This window comes from Streptococcus sanguinis, from assembly GCF_026781265.1.
GTDB lineage: Bacteria > Bacillota > Bacilli > Lactobacillales > Streptococcaceae > Streptococcus > Streptococcus sanguinis_T.
Window position 1 is genome coordinate 87,829 of sequence record NZ_JAKUVC010000001.1, and the last position, 16,720, is coordinate 104,548.

11 protein-coding genes are annotated in these 16,720 nt (G+C 35.1%); 1 reads left to right on the forward strand and 10 read right to left on the reverse strand.

From position 1 onward, the window contains the following. The 4 genes from MK370_RS00435 to MK370_RS00450 form a co-directional block, all read right to left on the reverse strand. The gene (locus tag MK370_RS00435) at nt 1–3,183 is read right to left on the reverse strand and encodes a non-ribosomal peptide synthetase (RefSeq protein WP_268683730.1); all 3,183 of its coding nucleotides are present in this window, start codon (nt 3,181–3,183) and stop codon (nt 1–3) included. After that, nucleotides 3,176–4,960, reverse strand: a complete 1,785-nt coding sequence (locus MK370_RS00440; protein ID WP_002916250.1) for a condensation domain-containing protein — start codon at nt 4,958–4,960, stop codon at nt 3,176–3,178. Before MK370_RS00440 ends, MK370_RS00435 begins: the two co-directional genes overlap by 8 nt. A gap of 33 nt (nt 4,961–4,993) precedes the next feature. Beyond that, complete coding sequence (locus MK370_RS00445) at nt 4,994–8,134, reverse strand: non-ribosomal peptide synthetase (RefSeq protein ID WP_268683731.1); 3,141 nt, start codon at nt 8,132–8,134, stop codon at nt 4,994–4,996. A gap of 168 nt (nt 8,135–8,302) precedes the next feature. Continuing rightward, a complete protein-coding gene (locus tag MK370_RS00450; RefSeq protein ID WP_268683732.1) occupies nt 8,303–8,779 on the reverse strand; it encodes an RrF2 family transcriptional regulator in 477 nt (158 codons plus the stop codon). Between the two features lie 181 nt (nt 8,780–8,960). Between MK370_RS00450 and MK370_RS00455 the strand changes: the two genes are divergently transcribed. Continuing rightward, a complete protein-coding gene (locus tag MK370_RS00455) occupies nt 8,961–9,392 on the forward strand; it encodes a hypothetical protein (protein WP_268683733.1) in 432 nt (143 codons plus the stop codon). Nucleotides 9,393–10,179: 787 nt separating this feature from the next. On the opposite strand, the gene MK370_RS00460 is transcribed toward MK370_RS00455, so the two are convergent. The 6 genes from MK370_RS00460 to MK370_RS00485 form a co-directional block, all read right to left on the reverse strand. Beyond that, nucleotides 10,180–12,033: a Cna B-type domain-containing protein gene (locus tag MK370_RS00460; RefSeq protein ID WP_268683734.1), complete on the reverse strand. Its 1,854-nt coding sequence runs from the start codon at nt 12,031–12,033 to the stop codon at nt 10,180–10,182. Between the two features lie 467 nt (nt 12,034–12,500). Continuing rightward, nucleotides 12,501–14,123 (reverse strand): chaperonin GroEL, encoded by a 1,623-nt coding sequence (gene groL, locus MK370_RS00465; RefSeq protein WP_268683735.1) that lies wholly within the window; start codon nt 14,121–14,123, stop codon nt 12,501–12,503. 23 nt (nt 14,124–14,146) lie between these two features. After that, the gene (gene groES, locus MK370_RS00470; protein WP_002919847.1) at nt 14,147–14,428 is read right to left on the reverse strand and encodes a co-chaperone GroES; all 282 of its coding nucleotides are present in this window, start codon (nt 14,426–14,428) and stop codon (nt 14,147–14,149) included. Between the two features lie 207 nt (nt 14,429–14,635). Further along, nucleotides 14,636–14,926 (reverse strand): DUF202 domain-containing protein, encoded by a 291-nt coding sequence (locus tag MK370_RS00475; RefSeq protein WP_268683736.1) that lies wholly within the window; start codon nt 14,924–14,926, stop codon nt 14,636–14,638. Nucleotides 14,927–15,020: 94 nt separating this feature from the next. After that, a complete protein-coding gene (locus MK370_RS00480; RefSeq protein WP_268683771.1) occupies nt 15,021–15,875 on the reverse strand; it encodes a PTS system mannose/fructose/sorbose family transporter subunit IID in 855 nt (284 codons plus the stop codon). Continuing rightward, the gene (locus tag MK370_RS00485) at nt 15,859–16,704 is read right to left on the reverse strand and encodes a PTS mannose/fructose/sorbose/N-acetylgalactosamine transporter subunit IIC (protein ID WP_002896728.1); all 846 of its coding nucleotides are present in this window, start codon (nt 16,702–16,704) and stop codon (nt 15,859–15,861) included. Before MK370_RS00485 ends, MK370_RS00480 begins: the two co-directional genes overlap by 17 nt. Nucleotides 16,705–16,720 lie beyond the last annotated feature (16 nt).

Here is a 16,720-nt window from a genome sequence, read left to right on the forward strand (position 1 = left end):
TTATTCTTCACTCCTATTCATGTTAAACAACATATCCATATCTTCTTTTTTCAATAACTCAAACTCTTTAGCCTTTGCTTCCTGATGAATTTTAGTCAGTCCTTTTTCTACTAACTCATCTACAGTTACATATTGATATAATTTTTCAATGTCTGTATGATAACCTAATTTAGATAATTCTGAAATGACTCTTATAGATTTTATAGAATCAAGTCCATTTGCAAAAAGATCTGATTTAACATTTAAATTTTCCACTCCAAGTATTTTTTTGACTAGTTCAAGTACATCAGATTCTAGTTTTGATTTTGGCTTAGAGTTTTTTGATATCGGCAATTTTATTGAATAAGACTTCAATTTTTTGATGTCTGTTTTTCCGCTATTACTTAATGGCATCTGTTCAATCTTTTCAAATATGGAAGGCACCCATTTTCTTGGCAGAGTATTTAATAATGAAGTTCTAAGTTCCATATTAGACAATTTTTTTTCCCCTGTATAGAATGCAACTAGTAACTCTTTACCATTTATAACTCTACTAACTACTGAAACGTCAGATATACCTTCCAACTTCAATAATTGTGATTCAATTTCTCCAATCTCTATTCTAGTACCATTTATTTTTATTTGTCCATCTTCCCTCCCAATAAATATAAGCTGCCCTAATCTATTCCAATAAGCAATATCACCTGTTTTATAATATCTCATCCCACCTCGCGATGAATCTGCTCCAAATACATCCTGAGTTAAATGTTCATTACCAAAGTAGCCTTTAGCTACTTGAATTCCATAAATCACTAATTCTCCTGCAACTCCGATGGGTAAATCTTTCATTTCTTTATTAACAATACGAATCTCTGTGTTATACACAGGTTTCCCAATAGGAATAATACTGTTTGATAAAGCTTTCTTATCTACAGAATAGCACGTTACATCTATAGCTGCTTCAGTCGGCCCGTATAAATTATAAATTTGAACCCCAGGATTTTCCATCAAAGCAGCTTTAACAGTCTCGTATTGTAGTTGCTCACCACTACATACAATTTTCTTCAAATTAGTTCGTACACTATCTTCAAGAAAAACGTTTAATAAACTTGGAACAAAATGTGCACATGTAATTTCTTCAGAAATAATCAATTTCTTCAAATAATCTGTATCTTTTGCGGTTCCTAAATTACAAAGGATTTGTACAGCTCCAATTACATGTGGTAGTATTAATTCCCAAACTGAAACATCAAAACTTATAGATGTCTTTTGCAATATTCTATCATTCGCTGTAAATTTTAATTGTTGCTTCATCCATAAAATTCTGTTTAAAATACCGGCGTGTGTATTCTCAACTCCTTTAGGATTTCCTGTAGTTCCAGAGGTATACAAAATATATGCTGAATCATCTGCTCTAAATCTGATATCTAAAGACTCTGTTGAATAGAAAAACAACTCTCCCAACAAATCTTTTATATCTATAAGAATAACATTATCTTTTTCCCTTTTAATTTCGTTATTTATGCTATTAGCAATATAGAATTTAGATTGTGAATTACTAATTATATATTTCCTTCTTTCTAAAGGATATTCGATATCAACAGGAACGTAGACTCCACCCGATTTTAATATTCCCCAGAAAACAATCATTAAATTCAGATCATTATTGAGACAGACACAAACCCTATCACCTTTTTTTAAGCCATGTTCTAACAGATAATGAGCAAACTGATTAGATTTATCATCAAGTTCTTTATAAGTCAAGGTTCCTGTGGAATCCTTTGATGCCACTTTTTGGGGATTTAATTTGGCAACTTCTTCAAAAAGTTGCGAGACATATTGAGTTCCAATATCCTCTGAAATTCCTTTAGAGAAATCATTGATTTTTTCTAATTCATCCTCGGGAACAATAGTTATATCTTTAATTTTTTGTTGTGAATTATCTATAATTTGTTTTACAACATGAAGTATTCTTGAATGGAAAGCTTCAATTTCTTCTAAAGAGAGGTTATTTATCTGATAGTCATAAGAAATTTCAATCGATTCCCCATCTCTCTCATTAACCATCATTACCAACGGAACTTCTGAAGTCCCATTTGAATAATATCTTGTTTTCACATGATATTTCGAAGCAGATTCACTTTTACCATTTTGATAATTAAACATAACATCAAACATACCCGAATCAAACCCCTGGGATGCAGATAAAAATTTCATAATATTACTTAGACTATAACTTTGATGTTTAAACAATATTTTATGTTTATCTTGCACTGCCTTAAATAAATCTTGTAATGTATCTTGGTCCTGTTGAATGTCTATCGTCATCGGAAGCATACCAATAAACATACCAAGAATTTGTCTTTCCTTTCCTTTTCGATTTAGAGTCGGCAAACCGATTGTAATAGCTGAATTTTGCCTACTAATTTTTGATAAATAAATAAATAGAGCCGACTCAAATAATACTGCCAGTGACAGTTTAGAATTATTGCAAAATTCTGTCACTGTTTGACTTTCCAAATCAGTAAGATTAAAAAAGATCCTATCTCCAGTAATATCGTCGCGATTAATTGGAATATTACTCAATTCTGATAACACAAAATCTTCTGAATAAAGCTGTTCAAAATAGGCTCTCCCTTTTTCATTTTTATCCTCTATTTTCTTAAAATCAAGCGATTCTAGATAGGCTTTATATAATTGACGCTTAGGATTAGTAATACTCTCACCTTTTAAAAGTTTAGTATATTTATCAATAATTTGATCAACAATCAAAGGGAAAGACCAAGCATCAAATATCAAGTGATTTACTATAGCAAACACTCCCACTTTGCCATTTCCATGTTTAAATATACAAAAGTTATAAAGTTTTGAATTTTCCAATTGTTGAATTTTTTTACTCTGTTCAGTAAAATATGCGTTGATATATTCATTTGAATAACCTGTAAAGTCTAATTCTTCAAAATTATCAAATTGATTATTCTCTATGAAATATTGGTAAGGTTCCCCATCTAACTCAGAAAATCTCAACCAAAAATTATCGTTTTCAAAAATAATTTGATTCAGAACCTCTGACATAAACTCAAAATTATAATCAAATTGAAAGAACCCCACTCCACCTAAATTTGAAACTGCTAAACTAGGATTAACCTTTTGAATATTCCAAATATTTCTTTGAGCATTAGTTAATGGAAAATTTTCAACCATTATTAACTCCTTTCTTATAAGCGATATATTCTACTAAATCATTTACCGTCTCTGCAAATAATAACAGATCGTCTGGTGTAAAGGATTCATCAAATTCTTTATTAATCTCCGAACAAAATCTCAAAATTTGTATAGAATACATTCCAAAAAAGTATAAATTTTCAAGATTTTCAGGTTTAAAACCAACAATATCAAAATGAATCTTCTTTATTTTATTTAAAATTTCTTTTCTGTAGTATTGAGATTCCGGCTCAACAAAGTTGCTACTAGCAATATTTTTAAAAGTCTCCTTTGTCGAATAACACCAATAATTTTCATCATTTAAAATGAGCTTAATATTTTGTTTGAAACTTCCTAAAATATCTTCAAGGACTCCATCCTGAAAATATTCTAGGTATCTTGCAAATTTACAATTTAATTCTCCACTGTCCCCCCTCTCAATTGTTGGAATAAAAGGGAATTGAGTCGTATATATGTTTAACTCCTCCATTTTTAAACTTGGTAGATATTTCTCTCCAAATTTCATTAAAATATTGTTTGGTTTCAGCACATCATCTTGTGAAGGATGTGCGATATTAACCGTACAATTAAATCCAACTGGAAAAGTTACCTCTGCTCCCAGTTGTCTATCAACTCTCAATTTACGAATTTCTTCAAATCCACTATATCTACCATTATCATAATTAAACGCAAATTGCTTAGAGATATCGAGAACTCTTTCATAGAAAGTAGCAATTCCTGAATCAAATTCTATAAAATCAACCGTATTAAAGTTTCCTAATATAGAGACATTGGCACTCTCTAATTCAGGCAAATGATAAGTATTTATCATCCCTAAATAATATCTGGGACTAGCAACCCACTTTGATACAGCATCTGCAAACATTGTAAGAAGAACAGCTGGTACAGTCACTTTCTTTTTTGCGATTAATTCTTGGAATTCTTCCCATTCTTGTGCCGTTAACAATGTGAATTTATCAATTTTAAAACGTTGATTTTCGAACTTTCTTATGCTTCTTCTATCTTTTAATGGTAAATTTGGAGCAGGAGGTAAATTTTCTAACCTAGCTATTTTCTTCTCTTTAGCATTTAAATAATCAGTTGTTCCTTTTTGCTTTTCATAATGAACGACATAATCTCTATATGTTAATCCATTATCATAAACACGTTTATGTCTAAATCCAAGAGCATTCTGAAATAACTGAGTTAAAAATAAAGCTACTCCATCACCATCCATCAACAGCGGACTAATTGACATCTGAACATTTGTACTATCTTTCCACTGTGTAACAATAATTTTTAGCAACGGCCATTCACCATAGTTAATATGATTATTAATTAAAGACTGTTTTTGACTTTCAAGAATATTCTCATTTCGTAGAATTTTTGAATATTTTTTAAGCTCTACTCTAAATTTTAATTTTTCATTACTAGTTTGTTGTTTAAACTCCTTTACAATTTTTGTTCTAAGAATATCATGATTTTGAATCAGTAAATTCACAGATTTCTCTAGTCTCACTTTTAAAATTTTAGGAAAAATAAAACCTGTTTTATCAAAATTCAAGCAAACATATATATTACTTAATCGACGGTTAAATTTCAAAACCCCTTTATTTTCGACCCAATACGATTTTTGTACATCCGATAATGGATAAATATCAAACCTTTCTTGATCATTATGAATAATTGTTTGATTTTTTTTTGAAGGCTTTGTTGATTCTAATAATTCTTTAAGTATTTTTTCTCTTTCTATAGGATCCAAGTTTTCAATATTCATATCCAATTTTTATTCCTCCATTTACTACAAATTTTAAGATCTTTCTATAATTAATTGTTTTAATATTTCAATAGCAATCTTCTCAATAGTTGGATTTTCAAAAATTTTCTGAATCGACAATTGGATAGAATACTTTAAGTTAATTTTTTTAGTTAATTCTAAAACTGTTAGAGAATTACAGCCCATTTCAAAAATGTTACTATAGATACTCATGCCACTTGATCCTAAAAGTTGACACAAAGTATCAAATACATATTGCTCCGTCTCATTTCGAGGAAGAGTCATCTTTTGGTTGCTTTTATGTAATTTTATAGCATTTTTATCTAGTTCATGAATACTTAGTTTGCCATTGTCGTTAGTCGGTGTCTCCTCTAAAATATAGAACTCTTCTGGAACCATATAAAGAGGTAAGTATTGTTTTAGAAAATCAATTAGTTTATCTACTAAATTTTCTTCAAAATCTAATTGCTTATTTTCTAATACTAGATAAGCTGATATATATTCTCTACTTCCTTTTTCGCCTTTTATAATATGAGCTGTCTCCACATTAGGAAATTTTTCTAAAATATTTTTGATTTCTGAAACTTCTATCCTAATTCCATTTATCTTAATCTGGCTGTCCACCCTACCATAAAAATATACGATATTTGCCCCTGTAATCTTCCCTTTATCTCCGCTTAGATAAACTCTTTTTTCCCGAGATTGCTTAGAACAAGTTAAGAAAGTCTTAAACTTTTTATCAGTCTCTTTCTGTGAGGTATATCCTAAAGCCAAGTTTTGTCCTGATATTGCTATCTCACCAATTACATTCTTGGGAAGAGGTTGTAGTAAATTATCAACGATTGTTATAGCAATATTGTTAATCGGTTTCCCAATTGGAATTTCAAAAGGCTCATCAATATCTATCTTAGAAGAAAAATTGAATTCCGATGTACTGATAGTCCCCTCTGATGGACCATATAAATTTCTAAATTCATAAAATTTCGACCAATTTTTTGCTAAATTAAAAGGGCATTTTTCTCCAGCTACACTGACCATTCTCAATGTTTTAAATTCTTGCGGCTTTACACTCGAAAGGATAGAAGGAGTCGTGGTTAAAACAGAAATACCATAGTACTCAATATTACTCTTTAAATTTTCAGCCAATAAACTTTGAGTTAATGGTACGCACAGACAAGATCCGCTTGAAAGAGAAATCAAGATATCAAAAAGGCAACCATCAAAAGCAATATTAAAAGTCATTAACACTTTATCATCAGCAAAATAATCATAATTTTTTATTAAATTCGATATACCTTGATGAGAAATGCATACCCCTTTTGGAACACCGGTTGTACCAGATGTATATATGATATATGCAATATCATTTTGTTCAACAATTTTTGAAGTAATCTTTCGTTCAATTGCTGGTTCATCTTCTTTTAGTACATCTAAGCTAACTACTGGGGTATTGCTTGGTAAATTTTCAATATCTTTTTCATCCCTAGCTATTATACAGTCTATTGAGGAATCATTAATAATATGCTCAATACGTTTAATTGGAAACTTTCTATCTATCGGAACATACACTGCACCTAACTTCCAAATAGCTAGTATTGAACTAATTAATTCAAAACTCCTATCTAAATATACACCTACCTTACTTTGCTTATTTAACAGCATTTTATTTTGTAATAAATACGCAAGAAAATTAGAATGCTTATCAAGTTGACTGTAGGTATAAGACTGACTTTCTTCCTTTATCGCTACTTTTTCTCCATGATTTTGAACGATATATTCAAATCTTTCTAAAATTGATACTAAATCATTATCATCTCTATCCCCTACCAATTCAGCATACCACTTTGAATCTTCCAAAAGAATTAGACGATTATCGCTTACTGGGTGGTCCAAATAATTCAAAACAATTTTAAAAGTCGCTAGATATAAATCTAAAGCCTCGTCAATTTGTTCATTACTGAATTGTTCCGAATTGTATGTAATTGTGATGCCTAACTTATTTTCTAAGGAGTTATTAACAAATTGAGCTGAAAAAGAAAAATTCGTTTTTTCTGTCACCTTAAGATCATAAAGCGAAAAGAATCTATTATTCAGTGTGTCAGATTTATAAGCATGAAAATCAACATAATTAAAAGCTGTGTAGAATATTGCATCTTTATTGTTGTCGCTCAACATTTTAGAAAGAGGATAGCGCCTATATGGCAGAATTTCTTTTTCTTTTTCAAAATTACTTAAAATAAAGTCTGACCAATTTTTAGAATCTGGGATTTTTACTGTGAACGGAAGTGTATTCAAAAACAACCCCAAAGTAGACTCTCCCCCTATCTCTGGCCGGCCATTTGCCACAATACCTGTAGTAATCTTTTTTTCATTGGAAAGCATTGACAACACTTTTAGATGTACACTCAAACAAATATTTTTCAACGGAACTTTTAACCGATTGCTCAATTGATATAAAGAGACAGTATCATCACTATTAAGATTTCTTGATTTGTCATAAATTTTAATATTAGTATTCTTGCTTTGAGTTACCCCGTAAGGTGACACTAAATTACTCTTTTTAACTTCATTTTCCCAAAATTTTTGATGAATTTTATCATCACTAGCAGATCTCTCCAATTTAATAAAATCTGCATAAGTTCCTTTGTTATTATCCTCCTCAATTAATATATTATGCGCTTCTCCATTTAGCTCTTTAAAATAATATTCGCAAAACGTCTGCATAAGCGTCGCTACACTCCACCCGTCTAAAATAGAGTGATGAAAATCCAAACAAATACTAAACTTATCATTGTTTTGATTTTTAAATACCCCTACTTGCCACAAAGGGGGAAGCTCCCATTCAAATGATAGATGTTGTCTCTCAGATACGTAATCATTAATATCGTTTTCTAACAACTTATCCTCAAAATTTATAAATTCTGTTATTGATACTTCAGCTTTTTTATGCACCAATTGGATAGGCTCTGATAAATCTCCTATCCTAAACGAAGTTCTCAACACTGGATTTTCATCCATCAATATTTGAAAAGCTTTTTTAATCAAATTAAAATCATATTCCCCCGAAAAAGAATATATAAAAACATCATGATAGAGTCCATCTTCTTTTTCCGTATAAAAAACCATGCCTTTTTGCAACTCACTTAAAGGGTATGCATTTTCAATAGTAGTCATATATCCTCCTATAAAATTATAATTCTACTCAAACTATATACCTTTTATGATTAGTTGTCAACACTTTATTTCATTAATATATATGTTTATGTATAATTTCTAAGGAAAATTATAAATGTAAATTCATATAAAGTAAAATAAAATAGGCAAATAAGCGCACTCACTTACTCACCTATTCAAATTATTAGCTAAAGTTACATTTTCGTTACAAATTATCTTTTGACTCTCTTCCCCTACTAGATCCTGTACAAAAACTTGAGATAGAAATACTCTCAACATTTTCTCTGAATCAGTTAATCTATTTCTAATATTGTTCTCAATCCTCTTAATAGGGTTCCCAAGCAAACTAGTATTATATTGTATTTTAAACAATGGATTATTTTTTTCAATTGCTTCAAAAATGTCTAACATAGTAATCTCAGATAAGCTCCTTACAACTGAAATACCCCCATTAATTCCTTCTTTCGTAATAATTAAATTTTCAGATTTTAATTTATCAATAATTTTTACAGTTGTAGAATAAGAAAATCCTAAACTTTCAGAAATTAATTTCACCGAAATATACTTTCTATTATCCTTCTGAGATGCTAAACTAATAAAAATAACTATTTCTATTGCTTGAAAAAAAGCATTTGAATATGACACTTATTACCTCTTCTATTGACTTCTTAAATACTTTGTATTAGAATTTCAGAATACCGTGTATATCGAAATTATTATAATTGTTACAATTAGTAGTTACACGTTTTAAATTATACTCTATGACTTCATTATATAATAATAAGGATTTTTTTACCATTGTCAGTTATTAAAGGAGGACAAATAAATGACTAAAATACTCTCTTTACTATGCTCAATAAATTTTTTTATAAATGCCGCTTTACACTATGCTTTATTTCTAGGAGCACCTTTTGGACAATTTATCTGGGGCGGCTACTACACGATTATTCCTAAACAAATCCGCATTTATAATTTGCTGTTTTTCGCTCTATGGTTTTTTTGTGGTATAACATATTTAACTTATGGAAAAGTGATCAAACTATCTTGCCACAAACTATTATTGAATATTAAAATAATTATTTTCACACTTTTCTTGTTCCTAGCTAGTGTATTCAACTTATTTGTAACTACTAGTTACTTAGAAAAATATTGTACTGGATCTATATCTATTTTTACTTTTTTCTTAAGTATTGCTTTAGTTGTTAAAAATTTAAAATTATTCCAAGATAATGCTCTATTTTGTAATCCTTTTAAATGACTGTTAAGCATATCTAGCCTTACTTTTTCCTTATTTCATGCCCTCTCATGGCATAAAAGGGACTTTCCTTCGGCATAAAAAGGATATTTCTCCTCTGAAATACCTTCTGTCCGATTTTTGACCGACTTCTTTCTATTTTCCAACCTCTTTTATCACATTTTATTACACTTTAATAAGCCTAAAATACTGTTCTATCAACTTTTGCAAAATTACCCTACAAAATCCAAGGCATGCAGGGGGCATAGAAATAGAGCAAAAAAGTCTTGATAATCAAGGCTTTTTTGCTTATTTAATCTCGTTTTTTCCAGCTCAATCATCATCTTAAATTCAAAGTAGATTTTCAACAAAAAAATCCCCTTCCTTTAGGCACAAACAGAAGGGGGATCGCATAGAAAAAACTACGAGAGAAGACTAAAGCAAAATATGTTTGACGAAAACCTGATAAAGATGGTTGCACACCGAGCATATTCCTAAGGATGTCTTATAATTTTTTGGGTTTAGGAATTAAGAAAGATTATATATATCAAGTTTTGATGTGCCTCACGCTTGCATATCCAAGCGGCCTTCCCCGTAGTTCTGAGCAACTAATTTGTTCTAAGAAACATCTTAGTTGCTTTTTATTTTAAAACACCTATATTACGGAACATCACAGTCTGGATTAACAAAAGGATACAAGATAGTGACTGATTGTAAAAAAGCATTTTTATTTCTACTTTCTAAAAACGACTACAGCTAATCCGGGTTTGGAGCAAAAAATCTCTGTCCCTAAAAGGAACAGAGATAAAATTTATTTTTTCTTCGCACGGAAGACAATGAGGCCTACCAAGCCTACTAGAGCTACTCCAGCAGCAATCATGATCCAGCTAGCACTTTCACCCGCTTTAGGGAGAACTTTCTTGGTTCCAACATTAGAAGCATTTCCTCCGCCAGTACCATTATCTGATTCGATGATCACAACAGTGCTTCCTGTAGTGCTGCTTGAGCTAGAAGTCGTGCTACTGCTACTTGAGCTAGAGCTAGAACTACTACTGCTGCTCTTAGAGCTATTGTCCGAGCTAGGTTTCGGCGGTTGCGGAACTCCTGGAACTGGTGTATTGGTAATGTTCATACCATCAACAGTAGCTGTATAACCATAAACACGATCTTCAGTAACTGAGTAGACAATATCTTTTCCATCTTCACCAGTCGCTGGCAAGTCAGTGAACTCATATTTCCACTCACCCTTATCATTCGGACCAACTTCTTTATGATCGACTTCAACACCATTAGCATAGAGACGAACGGTAATCTTGTCTGGACGTTTGCCATCTTTATCGTTGTCATCATTCCAAGTCTTGGTACCTGAAGCGGTAACCAATGCCTTACGGTTGGTAAAATCTTTGTAAATAATACCAGAACCATAATTTTTGAGCTGAGCCGCATTGACCTGAATCTCTTCATCTGACAGTTGGTAACCTTCTGGTGCCTTGGTTTCCTTAATCAGATAATGCTCCTTAATCAAGTTGCTGAAAGAAGCAATCCCGTTAGCATCGCTAGTTGCTTTTTGAACAATTGTCACACCATCTTCATCGTACAATGTGAATTCAGCACCTGCTAAGGCTTTACCAGCTTCATCTTTCTTAGTCACCTGCACACCATAGACATCCCCATGTGCATAGCCGTTCGCACGTTGGTAGCGGACAGCAACTGATGATTTTTGCTCTTCAATATTATCTGCTCGCATAATTGCTTCGTTCGGGAAGACTGTTCCATCAGCCGGAACTGTAGGGAAGTTAACACGATAGCGAACATAGAAGCCTTCATTGGCACCGATATGCCCCATGTTAATGGTAAAGGAACGCTTGTCAGCAGCAAGATTAATCGTATAATTTGCTGTCACATCCTCGCGTTGCTGACTTAGCCGATAAGAGTTATCAGCTGGGTCAACAACCCATGAACCTTTAAGAATTTGGAAGCTGTTAAGATCAATTTCTCCGGTATTAAAGCCCAGAGTATCTGAAATAACAACATTATCCAGTTCTTGATTTTGTTGGTTGATATTCAGACTGTAAGTAATGCTCTTGATATTATCCGCATTATTCCAGCCATATTTTATGAAAGTATAAGGAGTTGCTTGGCCAGGAAGACCTTTGTAGTCAATTTTTCCATATTCGACAATCTTCTTGCCAACGATAAGTTTCAGAGGGATTGAGCCTTTATCTCTGGCTACTGTATGATCAACGCGAGCCAAGAGATGAACTTTCCCTTCAATATAAGAGCGAGTCAGGACATAGTCTGTATAAGTCAGTGTAAGCTGTTTAGAGCTTGCATCAACCACAGCTGTCGCTACGAGATTTCCGTCATCATCTTTGACTTCAAAATCAGCTCCCTCCAAGGCAAACTCAGCAGGAAGTCCAATGGTCGTAGTATCTCCTGGCTGAACCTTACCATAATTGAAGGCAAAATTTGCGTCAATTTGGAATTTTTCCCAAGGGGAGAGGCCATCAGTCAATTCTTCACCCTTTTGATTGTAAACATTTACTGACGTGATAACATCGTCTACCGTGTTGGCTCTGGCAGATTGACTGCTAGAAAACAGGCTAAAGAGAAGCACAAAGGCTACTGAGAAAAAGCGCGCAATAGTATGAGATATTTTTTTCATAAATAATCCCTCCATTTTTCCTTTTTTCCTTTTTACTGAACATGTAAAAAACATTAAGATTTCTTTACATTTCCAATTTACTACATATATTAGACTAGCATACGATTGACCTTAAGTCAACTAATTACCTTAACCGGTTCCGGTTTGGTACACAGGTTGTAAACCAGTTTATTTCTCCAAAAACCTTGTCATATAGGAGTTGGAAACAGTTTCATTCGTCACTTTTTTGTATTCTTTGAAACAAAATTGTAATATTTGACAACCTAATAAATGAACAAACATTGATAATATGACTACAAAATTAATCATATATATAAATATATTTTGACAATAAACATAAGTATGAAAGCTTCGGACAAGACTTGTTATAATCAAAAAAACTGAACAAATCTGCTCAGTTTTTTGTTTGGTAAATATAAGCTAAAGATTATATCTAATTTATACGAATATATAATCCTACTATTTTTCTACATCATACCGCCCATCATGCCTGGATCCATAGCTGGAGCTGGGCTTGCTGGTTCTGGTTGATTAGCCACTACTGCTTCGGTTGTCAAGATAAGGCTGGCAACAGAAGCGGCATTTTGCAAGGCTGAACGGGTCACCTTAACTGGGTCAATGATTCCTGCCTCAATCATGTTAACCCATTCGCCAGTCGCTGCATTGAAACCTGTACCATCTTCAGAGTTTTTCAGACGATCAATGACGATTGAGCCTTCAAAGCCTGCATTCAGAGCGATTTGACGAACAGGCTCTTCCAAGGCGCGAAGAACGATGTTACGTCCAGTCCCTTCATCCCCTGCCAACTCAAGACCAGCGACAGCGTCCAGTACGTTGATATAAGCCGTACCACCACCGGATACGATTCCTTCTTCTACCGCTGCACGAGTTGCATTAAGGGCATCTTCGATGCGGAGTTTCATTTCTTTGAGTTCTGTTTCTGTGGCAGCTCCGACCTTAATCACAGCTACACCACCGGACAATTTAGCCAGACGCTCTTGCAGTTTTTCACGGTCAAACTCAGAAGTGCTGCTTTCAATCTGTGACTTAATGACTGCCACACGGTTAGCAATGACTTCAGGATTGCCAGAACCTTCCACAATCACAGTGCTGTCCTTATCAACAGTGACTTTAGAAGCTTGTCCAAGCGCTTCAATCGTAGCGTCTTTGAGCTCTAGACCAAGGTCATCTGTAATCACTGTACCGCCCGTCAAGATAGCAATGTCTTCCAACATAGCCTTACGACGATCGCCAAAGCCTGGTGCCTTGACAGCTACGACATTAAAGGTTCCACGAATCTTGTTAAGAACCAGCGTTGGCAGAGCTTCACCGTCCACATCATCTGCAACAATCAAAAGCGGACGGTTGGTTTTCAAGATATTTTCCAATAATGGCAGAATCTCTTGAATGTTAGAAATTTTCTTGTCAGTAATCAAGATGTAAGGATTGTCCAGTTCGGCTACCATTTTTTCATTGTCGGTTACCATGTACTGAGACAAGTAGCCGCGGTCAAACTGCATCCCCTCAACTACATCCAGCTCGGTTTCCATCCCTTTGGACTCTTCGATGGTAATAACACCGTCATTGCCAACTTTTTCCATAGCTTCAGAAATGTACTCACCGACTTTTTCGCTGCGAGAAGAAACGGCAGCAACCTGAGCAATAGCTTCCTTGTTAGAAACTGGCACTGAGTTAGATTTCAGGGCTTCAACAGCTGTTGCAACGGCTGCTTCAATCCCGCGGCGGATACCGATTGGATTAGCACCAGCTGTAACATTTTTAATTCCCTCGCGAACGATAGCCTGTGTCAAAACAGTTGCTGTTGTTGTTCCGTCACCAGCGATATCGTTGGTCTTTGAAGCTACTTCTGACACCAGCTTAGCGCCCATGTTTTCAAAATGGTCTTCCAGTTCGATTTCCTTGGCAATGGTTACACCGTCATTGGTGATAAGGGGTGAACCAAAGGATTTTTCTAAAACGACATTGCGGCCTTTAGGACCCAAAGTCACCTTGACAGTATTTGCCAAGATGTCAACTCCACGAACCATGCTGCTTCTTGCATCTGCTGAAAATTTAATATCTTTTGCCATTTTATTATTCCTCTCTTCTAATCTTACTCGACAACTGCTAAAATATTGGCTTCACTGACTAAGAGATAAGCTTCATCTCCGTCCTTGACTTCCACGCCTGCATGACTTTCTACCAGAACTTTGTCACCTTCTTTGACACTCAGGGCTACCAGCTCACCGTTCAAGGTACGAATCCCCTGGCCGACTGCTACAACTTCTGCTGTCTTAGTCGCTGCTTGGCCGTTGCCTGCAATGACAAATCCGCCAACTTTCTGCTCTTTTTCTTCTACTTTTAGGACCACACGGTCTCCTAATGGTTTTAACATGGTTTTCCTCCAAAGATTGAATTTTTAGCACTCTAAACTATCGAGTGCTAATCTATAGTTATTATTTTATCACTTGGTCAGAAATAGTCAAGAAAAAAACCGGCTAGATGAAAGAAAAATTTTATTTTTTTCTTCACTGCCTCCTAAAGTCAAAGAAAAAAACAAGTCCGAGCTAAAATCCTCTCAGACTTGTCTTTAGGGGAATGTCTATCTTGCAAGTTGTAGTTTTACTTCAAAATCATCAATCACTTTTTGCAGATTTAGGCGCCCTCTATAGATGCCATAGCCAAATACGAGCATGGCTAAAATCCCCAATAGAGCTAGGACGATTCCTGCAATCAGTGCTAGGAGATTGGTCTCATGAAAGAGATAAATCAGAACAAGACCGATGCTGGCAATGGCAAAGAAGAGACTGAACCAGCGTCCTAGATTTTCAATCATATGCTTCTGGTAGTGAATTTCTGTTTCATAACCTTGAATCAATTCTTGTTCTGTCATAATCTTCTCCGTTCTTTCTTTTACTCTGCTCAAACAAATTTATACTAGACGAGCAGCAAATCGGACTTACTGCCAGCCTAAAATTGAGCGAGAATTAGTATTTCAGTTGAGGGTCAAAGATGCCAAGCGCTACACCAATCAAAGCAATGACAACCAAGAGGAGCATAACGAGGTTTGGTGATACCTTTTTCTTGGCCATCAGCCACCAGCAAAGAGTGATAAAGCCAGCTGTTAAGAGACCTGGATAAACACCGTCAATTTTTTCTTGTAGCTTCAAGAAGGCTTCGCCATCAGCATTTTTCAGCTCTAATGAAGTCGTTACAGATACCCAAGTTGCAGCAACTGCCCCGATAACCATACCACCAATGACACTGATTGCCTTACGAAGGGCCTGTCCTTTAGGTCCTACAAGGAATTCTACCGCCTTGTCCCCTAATTCATAGCCTTTGAAGTAGGCAAAGCGCATACCGCCATAGATGAGAACATTCCAGACAAGGATGTAGAAGAGAGCCCCGATAGGATTTCCACCTTTCGAGAGGCCAAGGGCAATCCCCAGCAGAACCGGAATCAAAGTTCCAACCACCAAAGAGTCACCGATACCCGCAATAGGTCCCATGAGACCGGCACGCATACCATTGATGGTTTCGCCATCAACAGCATCACCATTGGCACGCGCTTCTTCCAAACCAGCTGTAATCCCCACTACCAAAGCTCCGAGCTGAGGTTCTGTGTTGAAGAAAGCTGTATAAGTCTGCATAGCTTCTTTCTGCTGTGCTTTGTCTTTATAGAGTTCTTCCACGATTGGCAGCATAGAGGTCAAGTAGCCGAAAGTCTGCATGTGCTCTTGGGAGAAGCAAGTCAAATGACCATAGTACCAATGGTGGAATGATTTCGCTAAAGTCTTTTTAGTTATTTTCTTTCTTTCAGCCATCTTAGATATCCTCCTCATCGTCATCAAAGTCAGCCCCACCAGCCGGCGCGGTCACACGAGCTGATTTGATTACTTCCAATTCATAGTAAATTACTGCAAAAATCAATGAAACAACTGCACTGGCAACCAAATTAAGACCAAGTGACTTCGCCAGAGTGAAGCCCACAAAGAATGGGATAAAGTCAGCAGCCTTGGTAACGATTTGTTTCAAAAGAATAGCAATACCGACACATGGAAGAAGAGCTCCGACTGTAAAGAGGGATTTCATGATGAAGCCATCCATTGGCAGGTGGGTCTTCATCAGTTCAACCATATTGGGACCAAACTTCGTGATAATCATGGTTGGAAGGAAAGAGAAGACAAAGTGGGAAATCCAAGGATAGACCCAGTCAACAGCGTAAAGCTTTTTGAATTCGCCTTTTTCAACAGCTTTCCAGCCAATGTGCTGCCAAAGCAAGTTTGTAGTGGCTGTTCCATAGAAGAGAACTGTACCGATAGTACCAACTGCTGCTCCGATTGGTGCAGCTGCTGCAGCGATAGCAGATTCAGACGTGATTCCTTTAGAGTGAACAAACAAGATTGCGAGAGGAATCCCAATGTAAGAGATCGCCCGCACGTCAGCGGAAACTGTTCCACCTGGTGTTACCAGAGCGATATAGAGGACCTGAAGGGCTACCCCAACCATAATACCTGTTTTTAAATCTCCAAGAATCAACCCGCTAATCAAACCTCCGACCAGAGGACGTCCCAGAGTGTAGTTACCAATACTAGAACCACCCATACCAGGCATAGAAGCTAAACTAGCAAATAGACCCAGCAAAGCGGCTTGCAGCCAAGAAATTGTCATAATAGACTCTCCTTTT

Coding starts and splice junctions, on each gene's coding strand:
- MK370_RS00435 (WP_268683730.1), bottom strand. CDS start 3,183: ATGGTTGAAAATTTTCCATTAACTAATGCTCAAAGAAATATTTGGAAT.
- MK370_RS00440 (WP_002916250.1), bottom strand. CDS start 4,960: ATGAATATTGAAAACTTGGATCCTATAGAAAGAGAAAAAATACTTAAA.
- MK370_RS00445 (WP_268683731.1), bottom strand. CDS start 8,134: ATGACTACTATTGAAAATGCATACCCTTTAAGTGAGTTGCAAAAAGGC.
- MK370_RS00455 (WP_268683733.1), top strand. CDS start 8,961: ATGACTAAAATACTCTCTTTACTATGCTCAATAAATTTTTTTATAAAT.
- MK370_RS00460 (WP_268683734.1), bottom strand. CDS start 12,033: ATGAAAAAAATATCTCATACTATTGCGCGCTTTTTCTCAGTAGCCTTT.
- groL (WP_268683735.1), bottom strand. CDS start 14,123: ATGGCAAAAGATATTAAATTTTCAGCAGATGCAAGAAGCAGCATGGTT.
- groES (WP_002919847.1), bottom strand. CDS start 14,428: ATGTTAAAACCATTAGGAGACCGTGTGGTCCTAAAAGTAGAAGAAAAA.
- MK370_RS00475 (WP_268683736.1), bottom strand. CDS start 14,926: ATGACAGAACAAGAATTGATTCAAGGTTATGAAACAGAAATTCACTAC.
- MK370_RS00480 (WP_268683771.1), bottom strand. CDS start 15,875: ATGAGGAGGATATCTAAGATGGCTGAAAGAAAGAAAATAACTAAAAAG.
- MK370_RS00485 (WP_002896728.1), bottom strand. CDS start 16,704: ATGACAATTTCTTGGCTGCAAGCCGCTTTGCTGGGTCTATTTGCTAGT.